Here is a 14,099-nt window from a genome sequence, read left to right on the forward strand (position 1 = left end):
AACAGTCACTGACGGAAATGTCTACTTTAGATTCAATATTACAGAGGGAGTTGTGGGAACTGAGGGAGCAGGGGCTCTTCAGAGAGATGAAGTGTGTTGATAGCATGCAGGGGCCTGTTGTTATAGTTGACAATAGAGAAGTAATACTCCTTTCTTCTAATAATTACTTAGGTTTGGCCAGTCATCCGGAAATAATCAAGGCGCAGGTGCAGGCAGCAGAGGAATTTGGCGCAAGCGCATCTGCCTCCCGTCTCATCTCTGGCAATATGAACCTGCATGAAAACCTGGAGAAAAAAATAGCAGGTTTTAAAGGTACTGAAGCTGCAATTATTTTTCCCACAGGCTACATGGCAAATGTAGGCACAATAAGCGCGCTTGCAGGAGAAGAAGATCTCATAGTCTGTGATAAATTAAATCACGCCAGCATCATAGATGGTGCGCGTTTGAGCAGCGCCAAATTAAGAACCTATCCGCATAAAAATCTCGACAGATTAGAGGATATCTTAAAAAAAGATACCTCGTGCAAGAAAAAAATCATTATTACCGACGGTATTTTTAGCATGGATGGTGATATAGCGCCACTTCCTGAAATAATAAAAATTGCTAAAAAGTTCAATGCCATTTTAATGCTGGATGATGCGCATGCAACAGGCGTACTTGGTGAAAAAGGCAAAGGCACGTGTGAACATTTTGGTATAGAAAAAGGCGTAGATATACAGATGGGGACGTTTAGCAAGGCATTCGGGAATCTGGGAGGATTTGTAGCTGGCTCTAAGGCCTTGATCGAATATATTCGTAACAATGCCAGGTCCTTTATATACACCACTGCGCTTCCGCCAGCAATAGTCAATGGATGCATAAAGGCCATTGAGATAATAGAAAAAGATACTAGCTTAAAAGATAGACTTTGGTCTAATGTAAAAAGATTCACAGCTGCTCTTTCAGAATTAGATTTAGACATCATGGATACCCAGACGCAGATAATCCCTTTACGTACAAAAGATTTTTCTTCGACCATGAAGGCCGCGGAATTTTTGTTCAATGAAGGCATTTTTGCGCCAGGCATCAGGCCGCCCACAGTAGCAAAGACAAAGTGCAGGATACGCACATCTTTAATGGCTACGCATACTAGAGAACAGATAGAAAGGGTCATAGATGTACTCAAGAAGACAAAGAACAAAGGGCTTTTTTGTAACAGGAACTGATACAGGCGTTGGCAAAACCGAGGTCGCAGCCTATCTTGCAAGATTTCTTTCAAGAAAAGGTTTCAAGGTAGGCGTGATGAAGCCTATTGCAACAGGCGCTTCTAGCGACGCTGAGATACTAAAAAGGGCTTCTCATTCAAAAGATTTAATCAGGGATATAAATCCTGTATCATTAAAATTGCCATTGGCGCCTATGGTCGCTGGTTCAGTAGATATGAAATTAGTATGGAAGAGCTTTAAGAGGCTATCCACAGAAAATGACTTGATGATAGTAGAGGGTATTGGCGGAATAAAGGTGCCGATACATAAAAAAGCTAAAAAGGCATTTTATGTCCTGGATATGATCTCAAAAATGAAACTCCCGGCTATTATAGTGGCAAGGCCGGACCTCGGCACGATAAATCACACGCTCATGACAGTAAAACTGCTCCAGAGCAAAAAGATAAAGATCGCAGGCATTATATTTAATCACACGTCATACATGAGAAATGGCATGTCTGTAAAAACGAATCCAAGGGTTATCGAGAAATTATCCGGAGTAAAGGTTTTTGGCATAATGCCATATAGTAGAGACCGAAACAAAAGGAGGATGAAATGGTTAAGGAGAGTAGAATTTTAATTTTTATTATTGGCGTTCTCTGTACCTACATTTTATTTTCAGCATTTTCAAGAAAAGTGTCCTGTCAGTCTATCACACCTTCTAGCCTTACTTTTACAGCGGCAAGTGACGTGATATATTTTTTTGACAGAGAAAATGCAAAGATTTATAGGTATAATACCCAGGGCCGCCTAACGCGTACCTATATCTTAAAAGAGCTTGGTAAGGAGTTAGTTAAGGCTAGGAAATAACTTTATATTTGAAATAGACTTATTTGATGTTAAAATAGAATATTATGAAGATAAGGGGAAAATTTCTCACAACTGGAATAGGTAGTCTGCCGCTTCTTGATGCGAAGAAGGGTGTTGAAGTGGTCTGCAAAAATTTTGACATACCATTCTGGCCCCAGCTTCCAAAAAGAGGTTTTAAAGAGAACATGTATACGCAGTTTGCCGTAGGGCTACCTTCCTTAGTTATAGACGAGAAAAATCGAAAGATCCACGTTGATAGCACAAAGGATTTGAGCGAAGAACTGGGCAAACTATACGAGTCCTATATATCAGAGGATTATGCTTCGCTTGGCCTTACAAAGGACTTTGCCGAGGGGTTTTACGCATTTTTAGACGCGGAAAAAAAGTTTGATCATGTAAAGGGTCATATTACAGGACCTATAAGTTTTGGCCTTGGTGTTACAGATGAAAAAGGAAAATCTATAATATATAATGACACGCTTAAAGAAGCACTGATCAAGCTTTTGGAGATCAAGGCTAGCTGGCAGATAGATAAACTAAAAGAACTTTCCAAAAATATCATAATATTTATAGATGAGCCATACCTAACGAGTTTTGGTTCCAGTTATGTAAATTTAGAACGCCATGACGTAATCTTAGCGCTCAATGCAGTCATAGATAAGATCCACGCAAAAGGCTGCCTTACGGGTATTCACTGCTGTGGCAATACAGACTGGTCATTGCTCGCAGAGACATCAGTTGATATAATAAATTTTGATGCCTATTTATATGCGGAGAGCCTTTCGCTATACCCTAAAGAAATAACAGGGTTTCTGAAAAAAGGAGGATATCTCGCATGGGGCATTGTACCTACGTCTGATTCAGTGTTGAAAGAGGACGAGAAGACCCTATTTAATAAATTATCCAAAGAAATAGCAAATCTGGAGAAAAAAGGAGTCCCTCGAAATTTATTGATCTCTAATTCTTTGCTTACCCCAAGTTGTGGCATGGCTACGCTTTCCGAAGAGTTGACTAAAGATATAATAACAAAGCTTACCAAAGTTGCACAATTGGCAAAGAAAAACTTATAAAGGTTACATGAAGACTAGAATTCTTGCACTAGGTGCGCAGTCAAAAGGCAGCTTTTGCCTTATTAAAAATGGAAAACTCCATGTTTCAAACTCCTTTGGAGACCTGAGTGAGGCAGAGAATTTTCATCGCTTTGAAAAAGAGATAAAAAAAATAAAACCAGAGCCAAAGCTTATAGCGTGCGATATGCATCCGGAATATGCTTCAACTAAGCTGGCAAATAATTTAGCTAAAAGCGTAAAAAGGATTCAGCATCATGAGGCGCATGTGGCAAGCTGCATCGCAGATAATAATATTAAAGGTAAGATAATAGGCATTGCATTTGACGGCACTGGATTTGGCAGAGACGCTAATATCTGGGGCGGAGAGTTTTTTGTAGGTAGCATTAAAGACCTTAAGAGAGCAGCACATCTAAAATACGCCTCTATGCCAGGAGGAGAAGCAGCAGTAAGAGAACCCTGGCGCATGGCCTTTAGCTATCTTCGTGCTTCTAATCTAGCAAATCTAACCAGGTTAGATAAGGAGAAAACAAGACTTCTCGCGCAGATGATGGATAAAGATATAAATTCGCCTCTTACTTCTAGCATGGGTAGACTTTTTGATGCAGTATCGTCGCTTGTTGGGATTTGTGATAGGGCAGAGTATGAGGGGCAGGCGGCGGTTGAGCTGGAGAGAGCTATTGAGGGACCCCATACGAAAATCAAAGATTTCGTACGGGGCAGGCAAGGGACAAGGGACCCCATACGAAAATCAAAGATTTCGTACGGGGCAGGCAAAGGACAAGGGAAGTATAGCTTCACATATAAAGATGGTATTATTGATTGGACGCCGGTTATCAAGGCTATAGTTAAGGATTTAAAGGCTAAGAAGAGTAAGGGTGAGATTTCGCTTAAGTTTCATAATGCGGTTTGTCATATGATAAAGGATGTCTGTATTTTATTGAGAAAGAAATATAAAATCAACAGGGTCTGTATGAGCGGCGGCGTGTTTCAGAATAAGTATTTATCGAAAAATACACCACCACTTTTAGAAAAAGAGGGATTCAAGGTATATTTACATAAGAATTTGCCTAGCCACGACGGAAACATTGCGTTAGGCCAGGCAGTATTAGCCGGAGCATAACATGTGTTTAGCTATACCAATGAAGATTAAAAAAATAGAAGGCGACAGGGCCATTGTATCCAGTGGCAGTGTAGAGCGCAGGATCGCCATAAATTTTCTGACTAGCCCCAGAATAGGCGATTATGTAATGGTGCATGCAGGTTTTGCAATAGAAAAGCTCGACCCTAAACAAGCAGAGGAAACACTTGAAATACTTAGACGAATTTAGAGATAGTAAAATTGCCAAAAAGATCTCCATGGCCATTTTTGAAAAGGCTAAGGGCCTTGACCCTATAAATCTAATGGAGGTGTGCGGTACGCATACAATGTCGATCTGTAAATTCGGCATTCGTCAGATGCTACCCGAACATATAAATCTTATCTCAGGCCCAGGATGTCCTGTGTGCGTGTCGCCAAAATCCTATATAGATAAGGCAATAGCATTTTCCAGACTGCCCGATGTAATCTTGACTACGTTTGGAGACATGTTAAAGGTACCTGGTTCTAATTCCAGCTTGGCAGAAGAGAGGGCAAAGGGTGCCAATGTAAAAGTCGTATATTCCTGTTTAGATGCAGTAGATATTGCTGAGGAGAATCCTGATAAAAAAATAATATTTCTTGGCATAGGTTTTGAGACTACTTCTCCTACAGTTGCAGCAAGTATAGCATATGCAAACAAGAAAAAACTCAAGAACTTTTTCGTATATTCAGGACATAAAATAATTCCTCCTGCGATGAAGATATTGATCGCTGATGACGATATCAATATAGATGGCTTCCTGTGCCCTGCGCATGTAAGTACTATTATAGGTACCTTGCCCTATAAGACCATTAATATACCCTGCGTCATAGCAGGTTTTGAGCCACTAGATATCTTACAGGGCATCTTGATGCTCGTAGAGCAGATCGCGTCAGGCGCAATAAAGGTTGAAAACCAATACAAGAGAATAGTGAAAGAACAGGGCAATAAAAAGGCTTTGCATTTATTAGAAGATGTTTTTACAATAGAGGACTCTGAGTGGCGAGGCATGGGAGTATTGCCTAAAAGCGGCATGAAGATTTCTAAAAAATATTCTATGTTTGACGCTGAGAAGTCATTTAAGCTACCAGAGATAAAAACTGCGTCTGACAAAGGATGTATGTGCGGCAATATACTTAAAGGTATAAAGACGCCATTTGATTGCAGGTTATTTGCCAAGAAATGTACACCTGAAAAACCCCAGGGCGCGTGCATGGTCTCAAGCGAAGGCACATGCGCAGCGTATTATAGATATCAAGTGAGGACATAAGTTACGTCAATCTTTGATTGACGTAACTTATAAGTCCGAACTTGACCCCCACACCAATTATGTATTATGTATATGTGATAAAAAGCAGAAAAGACAGTGAGTTGTATATAGGATTTACAAATGATCTAGAGCGTAGAATGAGAGAACATGATAGAGGTAGAGTTTCTTCTACTAAAGCAAGAGCGCCTTTTAAATTGGTGTATTGTGAGGCATATGGCTCTGAAAAGGATGCTCGAGCTAGAGAGTTAAACTTAAAATTAAGATCTCGTGCTTTTACGCAGCTGAAGAAACGAATAGAAGCAAGCGTATCTACATAATTGGTGTGGGGGTAAATTCGCACCTTCACAGAAGTTAATCAAGGAGATTCAGTTGCATCATCCTATGGATGATGCAACTGAAGTGCTCATTTATGAAAAGAATAACATTATCTCACGGAAGCGGCGGGACATTGATGCATGAACTGATAAAGGAACTCTTTGTCAGGAATCTGGACAACCCATATTTACATAATTTAGGTGATGCCGCGCTTATTGAGAAAAATCTGGCATATACAACAGATTCTTTTGTTATAAGTCCAATATTTTTCCCAGGCGGCGACATTGGAAAGCTCTCTATTTGCGGGACAGTGAATGATCTGGCTGTTAGCGGCGCTAAACCTAAATATATTTCCTGCGGCATGATCGTTGAGGAAGGATTTGACTACAAGGATCTTGAGAAAATAACCCTATCTATAAAAGCCACATGTAAAGCCTCGGGTGTGTATATAGTTGCAGGTGATTTTAAGGTAGTTGAAAAGGGCGCAGTGGATAAGATTTTTATAAATACATCAGGTGTAGGCGAGATGCACAAGGGCGCAAGACTTTCATCTAGACGCATAAAGCCAGGCGATAAGATCATCCTTAGCGGTACTATGGGTGACCATGCCGCGGCAGTGCTTATTGCAAGAGAAGAGCTAAAGTTTAAATCAAAGATCTTCAGCGACTGCGCGCCTTTAAATGGTCTTATATCGTCTATAATATCTAAAGACATAAGATTTATGCGGGATCCTACTCGCGGCGGACTTGCAACTACATTGAATGAAATCGCAATAGAGTGCGGCTATAATATGACTATCGACGAAAAAAAGATCCCAATAAAAGAAAATGTCAGGGCCTTGTGCGAGATATTAGGTATGGATCCTCTATACATGGCAAATGAGGGCAAGGTCATGCTGATAGTTTCAGAAAAATCAGCATCAAAAGTTTTGTCTCGCATAAAAAAACATCCCCTTGGAAAAAACAGTAGAATAATAGGGGAAGTTGAGAAGCGCAAAGACAAAAAAGTTTATCTAAAGACGAAAATCGGCGGAACCAGGATTGTAGACATGTTAACAGGTGAGCAATTACCAAGGATCTGTTAGTGAGGGCATGAGTTACGACAATCAAAGATTGTCGTAACTCATGTGTCCGAACTAACCCCCACACCAATTGTGGTTTACAGTTATATAACTCATAATTGGTGTGGGGGTTAAATTCGCACCTTCAAAGAAGCTAAACACAGGAGATCAAGTTACGAAAATCAAAGATTTTCGTAACTTGAGTGCTCATTTAATGCATGAAATAGGTCTTGTAGACGACATAATCAGTAAAATAAAGACGGACTCAAAGGTAAAGAAGATCAATATCCTTATAGGTGAGCTCGAGCATATATCAGCAGATCACTTTGAATTTCACTTTAGAGAGCGCACAAAAGGCACAGCACTTGAAAACGTAAAACTTTCTTTTAAAAAAGTCGAGGCAAGATTTAGATGTAAGGATTGTAACACTGAATTCTCCCCAGACGAGGGCCTGAATGGCTGCCCTAATTGCAAAAGCAAGCTAAGTGATGTGACAAAAGGCGCTGGTATCAGCATAGAGTCAGTAGAATATGGAAAGATTTTATAGGAAGTGGACAAATAGTAAAGATCTTATCGCGCAGGAAGTCATTGTGAGCGAGACAGATCTATTGATTTCTGCTGAGAAAGATATAAAAGAACCTGCAGAAAAACTTATAAAAAAATTTAGGGCCCAGATAGAAGATTATATTAAAAAGCACCCTGAGTTTAAGACTAGCCTTGTGCCTCTGGAACTTCCAAGGCGAAACCTCCGCCAGCTATGTTGGCGGAGGTTTCGCCTTGGGATTATAAAGGATATGCTAGAGGCTTCAAAGCTCGCAGGAGTCGGCCCAATGGCAGCTATAGCGGGCGCGATTGCAGAATACGTTGGTAAAGGGCTTTTATCTGAGACAAAAGAGATTATAGTAGAGAATGGCGGCGATATATTCATAAAATCAGAAAAAGAACGCCATGTGGCCATATTTGCCGGCGATTCACCACTTTCCAACAAGCTCTCTATAAAAGTAAAAGCGCAGGATACGCCATGCGGCATCTGCACTTCTTCAGGCACAGTGGGCCATTCTTTAAGCTTTGGAAAAGCAGATGCATGTGTTATAATATCTAAATCAGTAGCTTTAGCAGATGCAGTAGCAACAGCAGCATGTAACAGGGTTAAAACCAAGCACGACATAAAACCAGCGCTAGAATTCGCAACATCTATTAAAGGCATCCAAGGCGCATTGATAGTATTAGGTAAGGATTTCGGAGTATCAGGTAATATTGAGTTAAAATAGTATTTTGTCATTGCGAGCGAAGTAATAGTAGGCCAGGTTTAAACCTGGCCTACTATTACGCAATGACAATTGTAGGAGGCGACAATGGTTTCCAGGCGAATTGTGTTAAAGTTTCCACATAGATTATTGGATCAGCCTATAGTGTATAGGATGGTGAAGGACTATGGCCTGGAATTCAACATATTAAAGGCATATGTAACTCCGAATGAACAAGGACTTTTGGTGCTCGAGCTTAGTGGTGACGACAAGAAGTTTGACAAAGCTGTGGCATATGCAAAGTCCATTGGCGTATCAGTCCAGCCGCTTTCCAAAGACATAAAGCGCAATGACAAGAAATGCACTCACTGCGGCGCATGCGTCCCAATATGCCCCACAGAGGCACTCGTAATAGACCCAAAGACCCGCAAGGTCGAGTTCTACAGCGAAAAATGCATAGCCTGTGAACTCTGCATCAAAGCCTGCCCTCCCAGGGCCATGGAGCTGCATTTTTAGAATCACAAGGCCTGTAACTCTAATATTTCCATATACTTACCCCACCCCAAGACGTCCCCAGTCATTTACCTTGCATATAGATGGGTTATAGGGTATAATTATATTGGTAAAGTAGTTAGCCTTAGGAAAAGGCTATTTTTGTGAGGAGATTATGAGTAAGTTTGGAAAAGGTTACAATGTGAAAATAGTGTTACTTATTATGGCTGTGGGATTTTTTATGTCTAATGCTGCTTATCCAGCAGCTTATTCTTTAAGAGTAGAAGTGGGAAGAGCAGTGGCAAATGGTAAATTAAAGGATGCTATGGAGCTGCAGCTCAGCAGGGAAGAGAGGGTTGTTCAGGCTTTTGAACTACTTCAGACACTAGCCAACGAAATGAAGATTGTTATTGAAAATTCTAAATTTTTAGATATAAAAAAGAGTTTAAAAGAGTGGGCTGAGAGCAAAGATAAAAATAAAGATCCAGCCAAGGCTCGAACCTTAGCGCAAGATATGTTTGATGAGTATAGGAAGATGAGAAAGATTTATCTTGAGAGATTTCAAAGCATTCTTAAGGATGAATATGACTCCGTGAAATATTTTGTTGATCTCGATGGTAATGGCTATTTTAAGTTTACAGTGGATTATGATTTAGATGATAGATTAGGAAAGCCATTAATGCATTTTGGTAATTTAATAGAAAATGAAACAGTAGGCAATTTGGAACAAAAAATCAGAAGGGTTGTTGAAAAAAACGATGTATATTTACAGTTACTGGAGGATATAAAATCACCCACAGAAAAAGTCTTAACTGCTGCAGAAACTATGTTAGAAGCTAACATTGAGCCAGAAAAGACTTATAAATTTCTAGCTTATTATTACAGAATGAAAATGCAAGGGCAAACTGTAAAAGTCAAACCTGCATTATATGATGCAATAATAGAAAACATTGCTTTGATAAGTGATAAGGTTTTTATTAAAGAAAAAGAGGCTGATAATATAGATATGCAAGTCGCAAGAGTTTACAAGGCAGTATTCGGAGATATACTGCAGTCACTTTTGAATTTAAATAAGAAAGATATATTCAATAAAGCCGAGCAGACTCAAAGCGTAATAAGAAAATTGGAAGATAATATAGAAGATAGGTTTAAAAAAGACAATGTTGAACAAATAACAAAAGATATATTAGGCTTAACAGAAGAAGACAATTCCTTTAACTTTGTAGTGTCTGTAATTCATACTGATAGAGATCGTTTTTTAGAGAATCTTAGGATTATAAAAACCCTGTTAACTGAGATAAAACCAGCTTCTATAAAAAGTTATATAGTTGAGGACATAAAACAGGCATATAGAAGAAAGCTTATCGAGGTAGCCACGCTATATCCTTCTGAGCAAGAGTGCAGAACGACTCTTTGGGGATATGCAATAGAGGCACCCGATTATAGTGGAATAGATATTGAATGTTTTACTGCTTATGTAGCAGGAGTGGCAAAGTTTCCGAATTTAGTTTTCTTTGAAAAAGGAAAGTTTCTTATTTGTGATATAGCTCCAGGAAAATTTGTTATTAATAAAGATGTTAAAGAAAACGATGTTATGGGGTCAGGAATTGCTCTTGGCGGTTGCGGGGTAGCTATTGTTAAAGGTGAGAGTGAAGATAAGATTGTAATGTCATTTACTCATCTTAGTATGGGAGGTTTTCATCTAAAGCATTTTTTAGATGAAGTTGATAATCTGAAGCTAAAAAACCCTCAAGTGATTTTTCTTATATATGAAAATAATAGATCAGGAATTACCAGAAATGAACTAAAAGAGTTGATATATAATTGCTCTGAAGATAATCATCCAACTCTTTTTAGGGCACAAGAAGATAAAAGAGTGAAGATAATTGAAAGAAAAAGTAAGGCGAGAGTATTTTCTACCCCAGAAGGCATTATTATTGCTAAGGAATCTAATGTTTATCCCTTTTTATGGAGTGATATAGACTCTGTGCCAGCAGGTCATTTCAAATCCATAGATGATCTATTAAAGGCTATTCTAATCAGTACTAATTTATAGCTGAAAATTTTTCCCTTGACACAATTCAGCGGTTGTATTATAGTTTACATAGTTACTTTTTATTTTGTCCTGAGTTTGTGATTTTTTTCACAAAGTCCCGTTGAAAGGTAGTTTCGTTGGATAAGTATTTCATTAATCGGCCCAACCTTGATAGACTTGCCAGGTCTTTGTCGAAAACCTATAGGGTGTATGTACCTGTAAAAGAAGGAGAGAACAGGTACTATAAGAAGGTCAGAGATAAAGGGCTTGAGGGCGCGTGTATAGGAGAGATACGGCCTGTACAGAGTATAAAGAGTTTCTTTTTTCCTGCTAGGACAAAGGTATCAGAATACTTTTCTGAAAAGACCTCAGATAAAAAATCAAGACCAGTTGCCATAATGGGCGCAAAGGCGTGTGACCTTGCTTCCTTAAAGGTAATGGACTATGTCTACATGCAGGATTCTTTTAAGGATCCTTTTTATGTTGCAAGGAGACAGGAAGGCCTGATTATCTCCAGCGACTGCACATCATTCGGTGAGACCTGTTTTTGCGTTTCATTAGGGCTATTGCCATATCCCACCGAGGACTTTGATATAAATCTTTCAGAGGTTGGTAGTGGATATGTAGTAGAAATAGGCTCTGATAAGGGCCAGAAACTGATAAAGGATTATTCCAAGCTTTTTCAGTCCGCGGATCTATATATTGATAAAAAAGAAGCGGCAAGAAAAAAGCTAAAGCTAGAGCTGGAAGCACATGTAAAGGCCAAGGCCATACCTTCAAAGGAGTTAATCCAAGAGCTTTTCAAGAAGAAGTTTGATTCAGACTTATGGGAAGAAACTGCAAAGACATGCGTTGAGTGCGGTGCGTGCAATGTGATTTGCCCTGCGTGCCACTGCTTTGTATTAAAGGATCAGAAGGTGGGCGAGGGCTTTGAGAGGCTGAGGATGTGGGATTCATGTCTTTTAATGTCTTTTTCCAGGGTAGCGGGCGGCGCGAACCCGAGAAAACTTCTGGCATCTCGTTTGCGGAATCGCTTTGATAAGAAGTTTAATTTCTTTCCAGATGTAATCGGCAAATTCGGCTGTACAGGCTGCGGCAGATGCACTGAGGCCTGCGCTGGGAAGATTGACATTCGAGAGGTTTTGAGCAAGTTATCATGATAGATAATCCATATGTACCTATAAAAGCTGAAGTTTTAGATGTTATCCAGGATTCTCCTACTATAAAGACAGTTAGGATGAAGCCTGAGAAGCCAATGCACTTTAAGGCAGGCCAGTTCGTGGAGATGACCATACCTGGATTAGGCGAGGCGCCTTTTACACCTTCATCTTCGCCATACGAGAAGAGCAAGATGGAGATCAGCATAATGAAGGTGGGAAAGGTTACAGATAAGGTACATGAGCTTAAAAAAGGTGATCTAGTAGGTCTTCGCGGACCTTACGGAAACGAATACCCGCTCAATGAATATGAAGGGAAAGATGTATTACTCGTGGGCGGTGGAGTAGGACTGGCACCTCTGCGCGCGCTATTCCTAGCGCTCGTGCATGACCTTAAGAAATACAAAAGCATAACATTCTGCTGCGGCTCAAAGACACCAGATGACATTATATATAAGGAGTGTGTACTTGATAAATGGCAGAAGATAGATAAGAATGTCAATTTCAGGGTAACTGTTGATAAGGGTGATGATAAGTGGAAGGGTGATGTTGGCCTTGTGACAACCACGCTTAATGATCTAAAGATCGATCTTAAGAATAGCGTGGCAATAGTGTGCGGCCCGCCCATAATGATGAAGTTTTCAACGTTTAAATTAATCGAGATCGGATATAAAGAGGATCAGATATATCTATCAATGGAAAAGAACATGAGCTGTGGCTTTGGCAAGTGCGGACACTGCAGGCTTGGGAATTTTTACGTGTGTAAGGACGGACCTGTGTTTAGGTACGACAAAATAAGCAAAATTCACGAGATCTGGGACTAGCACAGAAAAAACCGAGGCTGGACCTCGGCTTTTTTTGCCGAGGTCCAGCCTCGGTTTTTTCTGAGAGATGAAATGAAGCGATTATTTATTGATCTTGAGAAATTATATAACTGTGAGAAGCCAAAGGCAGAGTGCAGCTATTATTACCATCCTGAAAATGATGGGGTAACGCGGTTGCGCGAGCTAGGACAGTTTTTGCATGTCTGCCGCAAGTGCGAAGAGGCGCCATGCATCAACGCATGTCCAAAAGAAGCGCTCGAGAAGCAGGAAGACGGCACAGTGAAGCGCTACACAATGCGCTGCATCTCATGTAAGTCATGCAGCCTTGCCTGCCCTTTTGGCACAATACCGCTTGAGACTATACCTTATATAATGTCGCAGTGCGATGCGTGCATAGATAGACTTGATAAGGAAGAGCCTGTTTGCGCAAAGACATGTTCTATTAAAGACGCTGTGAAATTTATAGAGGTAAAGGAATCAGAAAAAGACGACATATATCTAATAGGTAAAAACATAGCAGTCCATGCCAAGGCATGGAAGAAACTTCATCCATAATGAGACTTTTATTTAATTTTTTAATATTCCCTGGATTTTTGTTTACAGCTGTAGTAGGCCTGGTGGCAAGCTGGATCGATCGCAAGGTAACTGCGCGCGTGCAGTGGAGAGTAGGGCCGCCATGGTACCAGCCGTTCATGGACCTTGTAAAATTAAGCATAAAAGAGATAACTGTTCCGAGAGATGCCTCAAAGCCAGTGTTTTTCATGGCGCCGCTTGTAGGTCTTAGCGCCGCGATATTGGCCTCTACATTTATATGGCTGCCCAATATAAATTTAAGCGCGGCTGGTTTTAGAGGGGACATCATAGTGATACTCTATCTCTTGACATTACCGGCAATAGCGCTTATATTAGGCGCATCTTCCAGCGGAAATCCCCTGGCAGCTGTGGGCGCGTCAAGAGAAGTCAAGCTCGTCCTGGCATATGAGTTACCTTTTATCTTAACCCTACTTGTTCCTATAATAAAGAGCAGCGGACTTATTAAATTATCAGAATTAATCGCATACCAGGGCATAAATGGCGCATTTGTCTCAAATGCCTCAGGCATACTCGCGCTTCTCGTAGCAATATTCTGCATGCAGGCAAAGCTGGGCCTTGTGCCATTTGATATGGGCGAGGCAGAGACAGAGATAATGGGAGGCGTGTACATAGAATATTCAGGCATGCTGCTCGCGATCTTTAAACTTACAAAGACAATGATGATGGTGGCGCTACCTGTATTTTTATCAACCATATTCTGGGGCGGATTCAGCATCTGGAAATACGTGGTGCTGCTGGTAATAATAGTCTTGATGAGGAATACAAATCCAAGGGTGCGGATCGATCAGGCAGTGAGATTTTTTTGGGGCAAGATGACAATGCTTGCCGCAGTCGCAGTTTTATTAGCGGTACTGGGGATGTAA

At 40.4% G+C, this 14,099-nt stretch carries 17 protein-coding genes; all 17 read left to right on the forward strand.

What is annotated here, in order from left to right; all coding sequences use genetic code 11:
• Positions 1 to 17 precede the first annotated feature (17 nt).
• The 17 genes from bioF to P9L93_04565 all read left to right on the forward strand — a co-directional run bounded on the left by bioF (position 18) and on the right by P9L93_04565 (position 14,099).
• On the forward strand, positions 18 to 1,205 hold the full coding sequence (bioF, locus tag P9L93_04485; protein MDP8230344.1) for an 8-amino-7-oxononanoate synthase: 1,188 nt from the start codon (positions 18 to 20) through the stop codon (positions 1,203 to 1,205).
• Positions 1,156 to 1,824, forward strand: a complete 669-nt coding sequence (gene bioD, locus P9L93_04490; GenBank protein ID MDP8230345.1) for a dethiobiotin synthase — start codon at positions 1,156 to 1,158, stop codon at positions 1,822 to 1,824. Before bioF ends, bioD begins: the two co-directional genes overlap by 50 nt.
• Entirely contained in the window at positions 1,800 to 2,054 is a 255-nt protein-coding gene (locus P9L93_04495) for a hypothetical protein (protein MDP8230346.1), read from the forward strand. Before bioD ends, P9L93_04495 begins: the two co-directional genes overlap by 25 nt.
• Before the next feature lie 44 nt (positions 2,055 to 2,098).
• Positions 2,099 to 3,124 carry a hypothetical protein gene (locus P9L93_04500; protein MDP8230347.1) on the forward strand — a complete coding sequence of 342 codons (1,026 nt, stop codon included), beginning with the start codon at positions 2,099 to 2,101 and terminating at the stop codon, positions 3,122 to 3,124.
• A 7-nt stretch (positions 3,125 to 3,131) separates the two neighbouring features.
• Positions 3,132 to 4,244, forward strand: a complete 1,113-nt coding sequence (locus P9L93_04505) for a hypothetical protein (protein ID MDP8230348.1) — start codon at positions 3,132 to 3,134, stop codon at positions 4,242 to 4,244.
• A 1-nt stretch (position 4,245) separates the two neighbouring features.
• Positions 4,246 to 4,452: a HypC/HybG/HupF family hydrogenase formation chaperone gene (locus P9L93_04510; protein ID MDP8230349.1), complete on the forward strand. Its 207-nt coding sequence runs from the start codon at positions 4,246 to 4,248 to the stop codon at positions 4,450 to 4,452.
• Complete coding sequence (gene hypD / locus P9L93_04515; GenBank protein MDP8230350.1) at positions 4,430 to 5,512, forward strand: hydrogenase formation protein HypD; 1,083 nt, start codon at positions 4,430 to 4,432, stop codon at positions 5,510 to 5,512. Before P9L93_04510 ends, hypD begins: the two co-directional genes overlap by 23 nt.
• A 59-nt stretch (positions 5,513 to 5,571) precedes the next feature.
• Positions 5,572 to 5,829, forward strand: coding sequence for a GIY-YIG nuclease family protein (locus tag P9L93_04520; protein ID MDP8230351.1), 258 nt, complete (start codon positions 5,572 to 5,574; stop codon positions 5,827 to 5,829).
• Positions 5,830 to 5,921: 92 nt separating this feature from the next.
• Complete coding sequence (gene hypE, locus P9L93_04525; protein MDP8230352.1) at positions 5,922 to 6,911, forward strand: hydrogenase expression/formation protein HypE; 990 nt, start codon at positions 5,922 to 5,924, stop codon at positions 6,909 to 6,911.
• A gap of 190 nt (positions 6,912 to 7,101) precedes the next feature.
• Positions 7,102 to 7,434: a hydrogenase maturation nickel metallochaperone HypA gene (locus P9L93_04530; GenBank protein ID MDP8230353.1), complete on the forward strand. Its 333-nt coding sequence runs from the start codon at positions 7,102 to 7,104 to the stop codon at positions 7,432 to 7,434.
• Positions 7,418 to 8,158, forward strand: coding sequence for a UPF0280 family protein (locus P9L93_04535; GenBank protein ID MDP8230354.1), 741 nt, complete (start codon positions 7,418 to 7,420; stop codon positions 8,156 to 8,158). Before P9L93_04530 ends, P9L93_04535 begins: the two co-directional genes overlap by 17 nt.
• Before the next feature lie 84 nt (positions 8,159 to 8,242).
• Positions 8,243 to 8,650 (forward strand): NIL domain-containing protein, encoded by a 408-nt coding sequence (locus tag P9L93_04540; protein MDP8230355.1) that lies wholly within the window; start codon positions 8,243 to 8,245, stop codon positions 8,648 to 8,650.
• 151 nt (positions 8,651 to 8,801) lie between these two features.
• Positions 8,802 to 10,682: a hypothetical protein gene (locus tag P9L93_04545; protein ID MDP8230356.1), complete on the forward strand. Its 1,881-nt coding sequence runs from the start codon at positions 8,802 to 8,804 to the stop codon at positions 10,680 to 10,682.
• Between the two features lie 167 nt (positions 10,683 to 10,849).
• Positions 10,850 to 11,821: a 4Fe-4S dicluster domain-containing protein gene (locus P9L93_04550; GenBank protein MDP8230357.1), complete on the forward strand. Its 972-nt coding sequence runs from the start codon at positions 10,850 to 10,852 to the stop codon at positions 11,819 to 11,821.
• Positions 11,818 to 12,642, forward strand: coding sequence for an FAD/NAD(P)-binding protein (locus P9L93_04555; GenBank protein ID MDP8230358.1), 825 nt, complete (start codon positions 11,818 to 11,820; stop codon positions 12,640 to 12,642). Before P9L93_04550 ends, P9L93_04555 begins: the two co-directional genes overlap by 4 nt.
• Before the next feature lie 72 nt (positions 12,643 to 12,714).
• Positions 12,715 to 13,197: a 4Fe-4S binding protein gene (locus tag P9L93_04560; protein MDP8230359.1), complete on the forward strand. Its 483-nt coding sequence runs from the start codon at positions 12,715 to 12,717 to the stop codon at positions 13,195 to 13,197.
• The gene (locus tag P9L93_04565) at positions 13,197 to 14,099 is read left to right on the forward strand and encodes an NADH-quinone oxidoreductase subunit H (GenBank protein MDP8230360.1); all 903 of its coding nucleotides are present in this window, start codon (positions 13,197 to 13,199) and stop codon (positions 14,097 to 14,099) included. The genes P9L93_04560 and P9L93_04565 overlap by 1 nt, the downstream gene beginning before the upstream one ends.

The sequence above is a fragment of the Candidatus Gorgyraea atricola genome, assembly GCA_030765235.1.
GTDB classification, from domain to species: Bacteria; Omnitrophota; Gorgyraeia; order Gorgyraeales; family Gorgyraeaceae; genus Gorgyraea; species Gorgyraea atricola.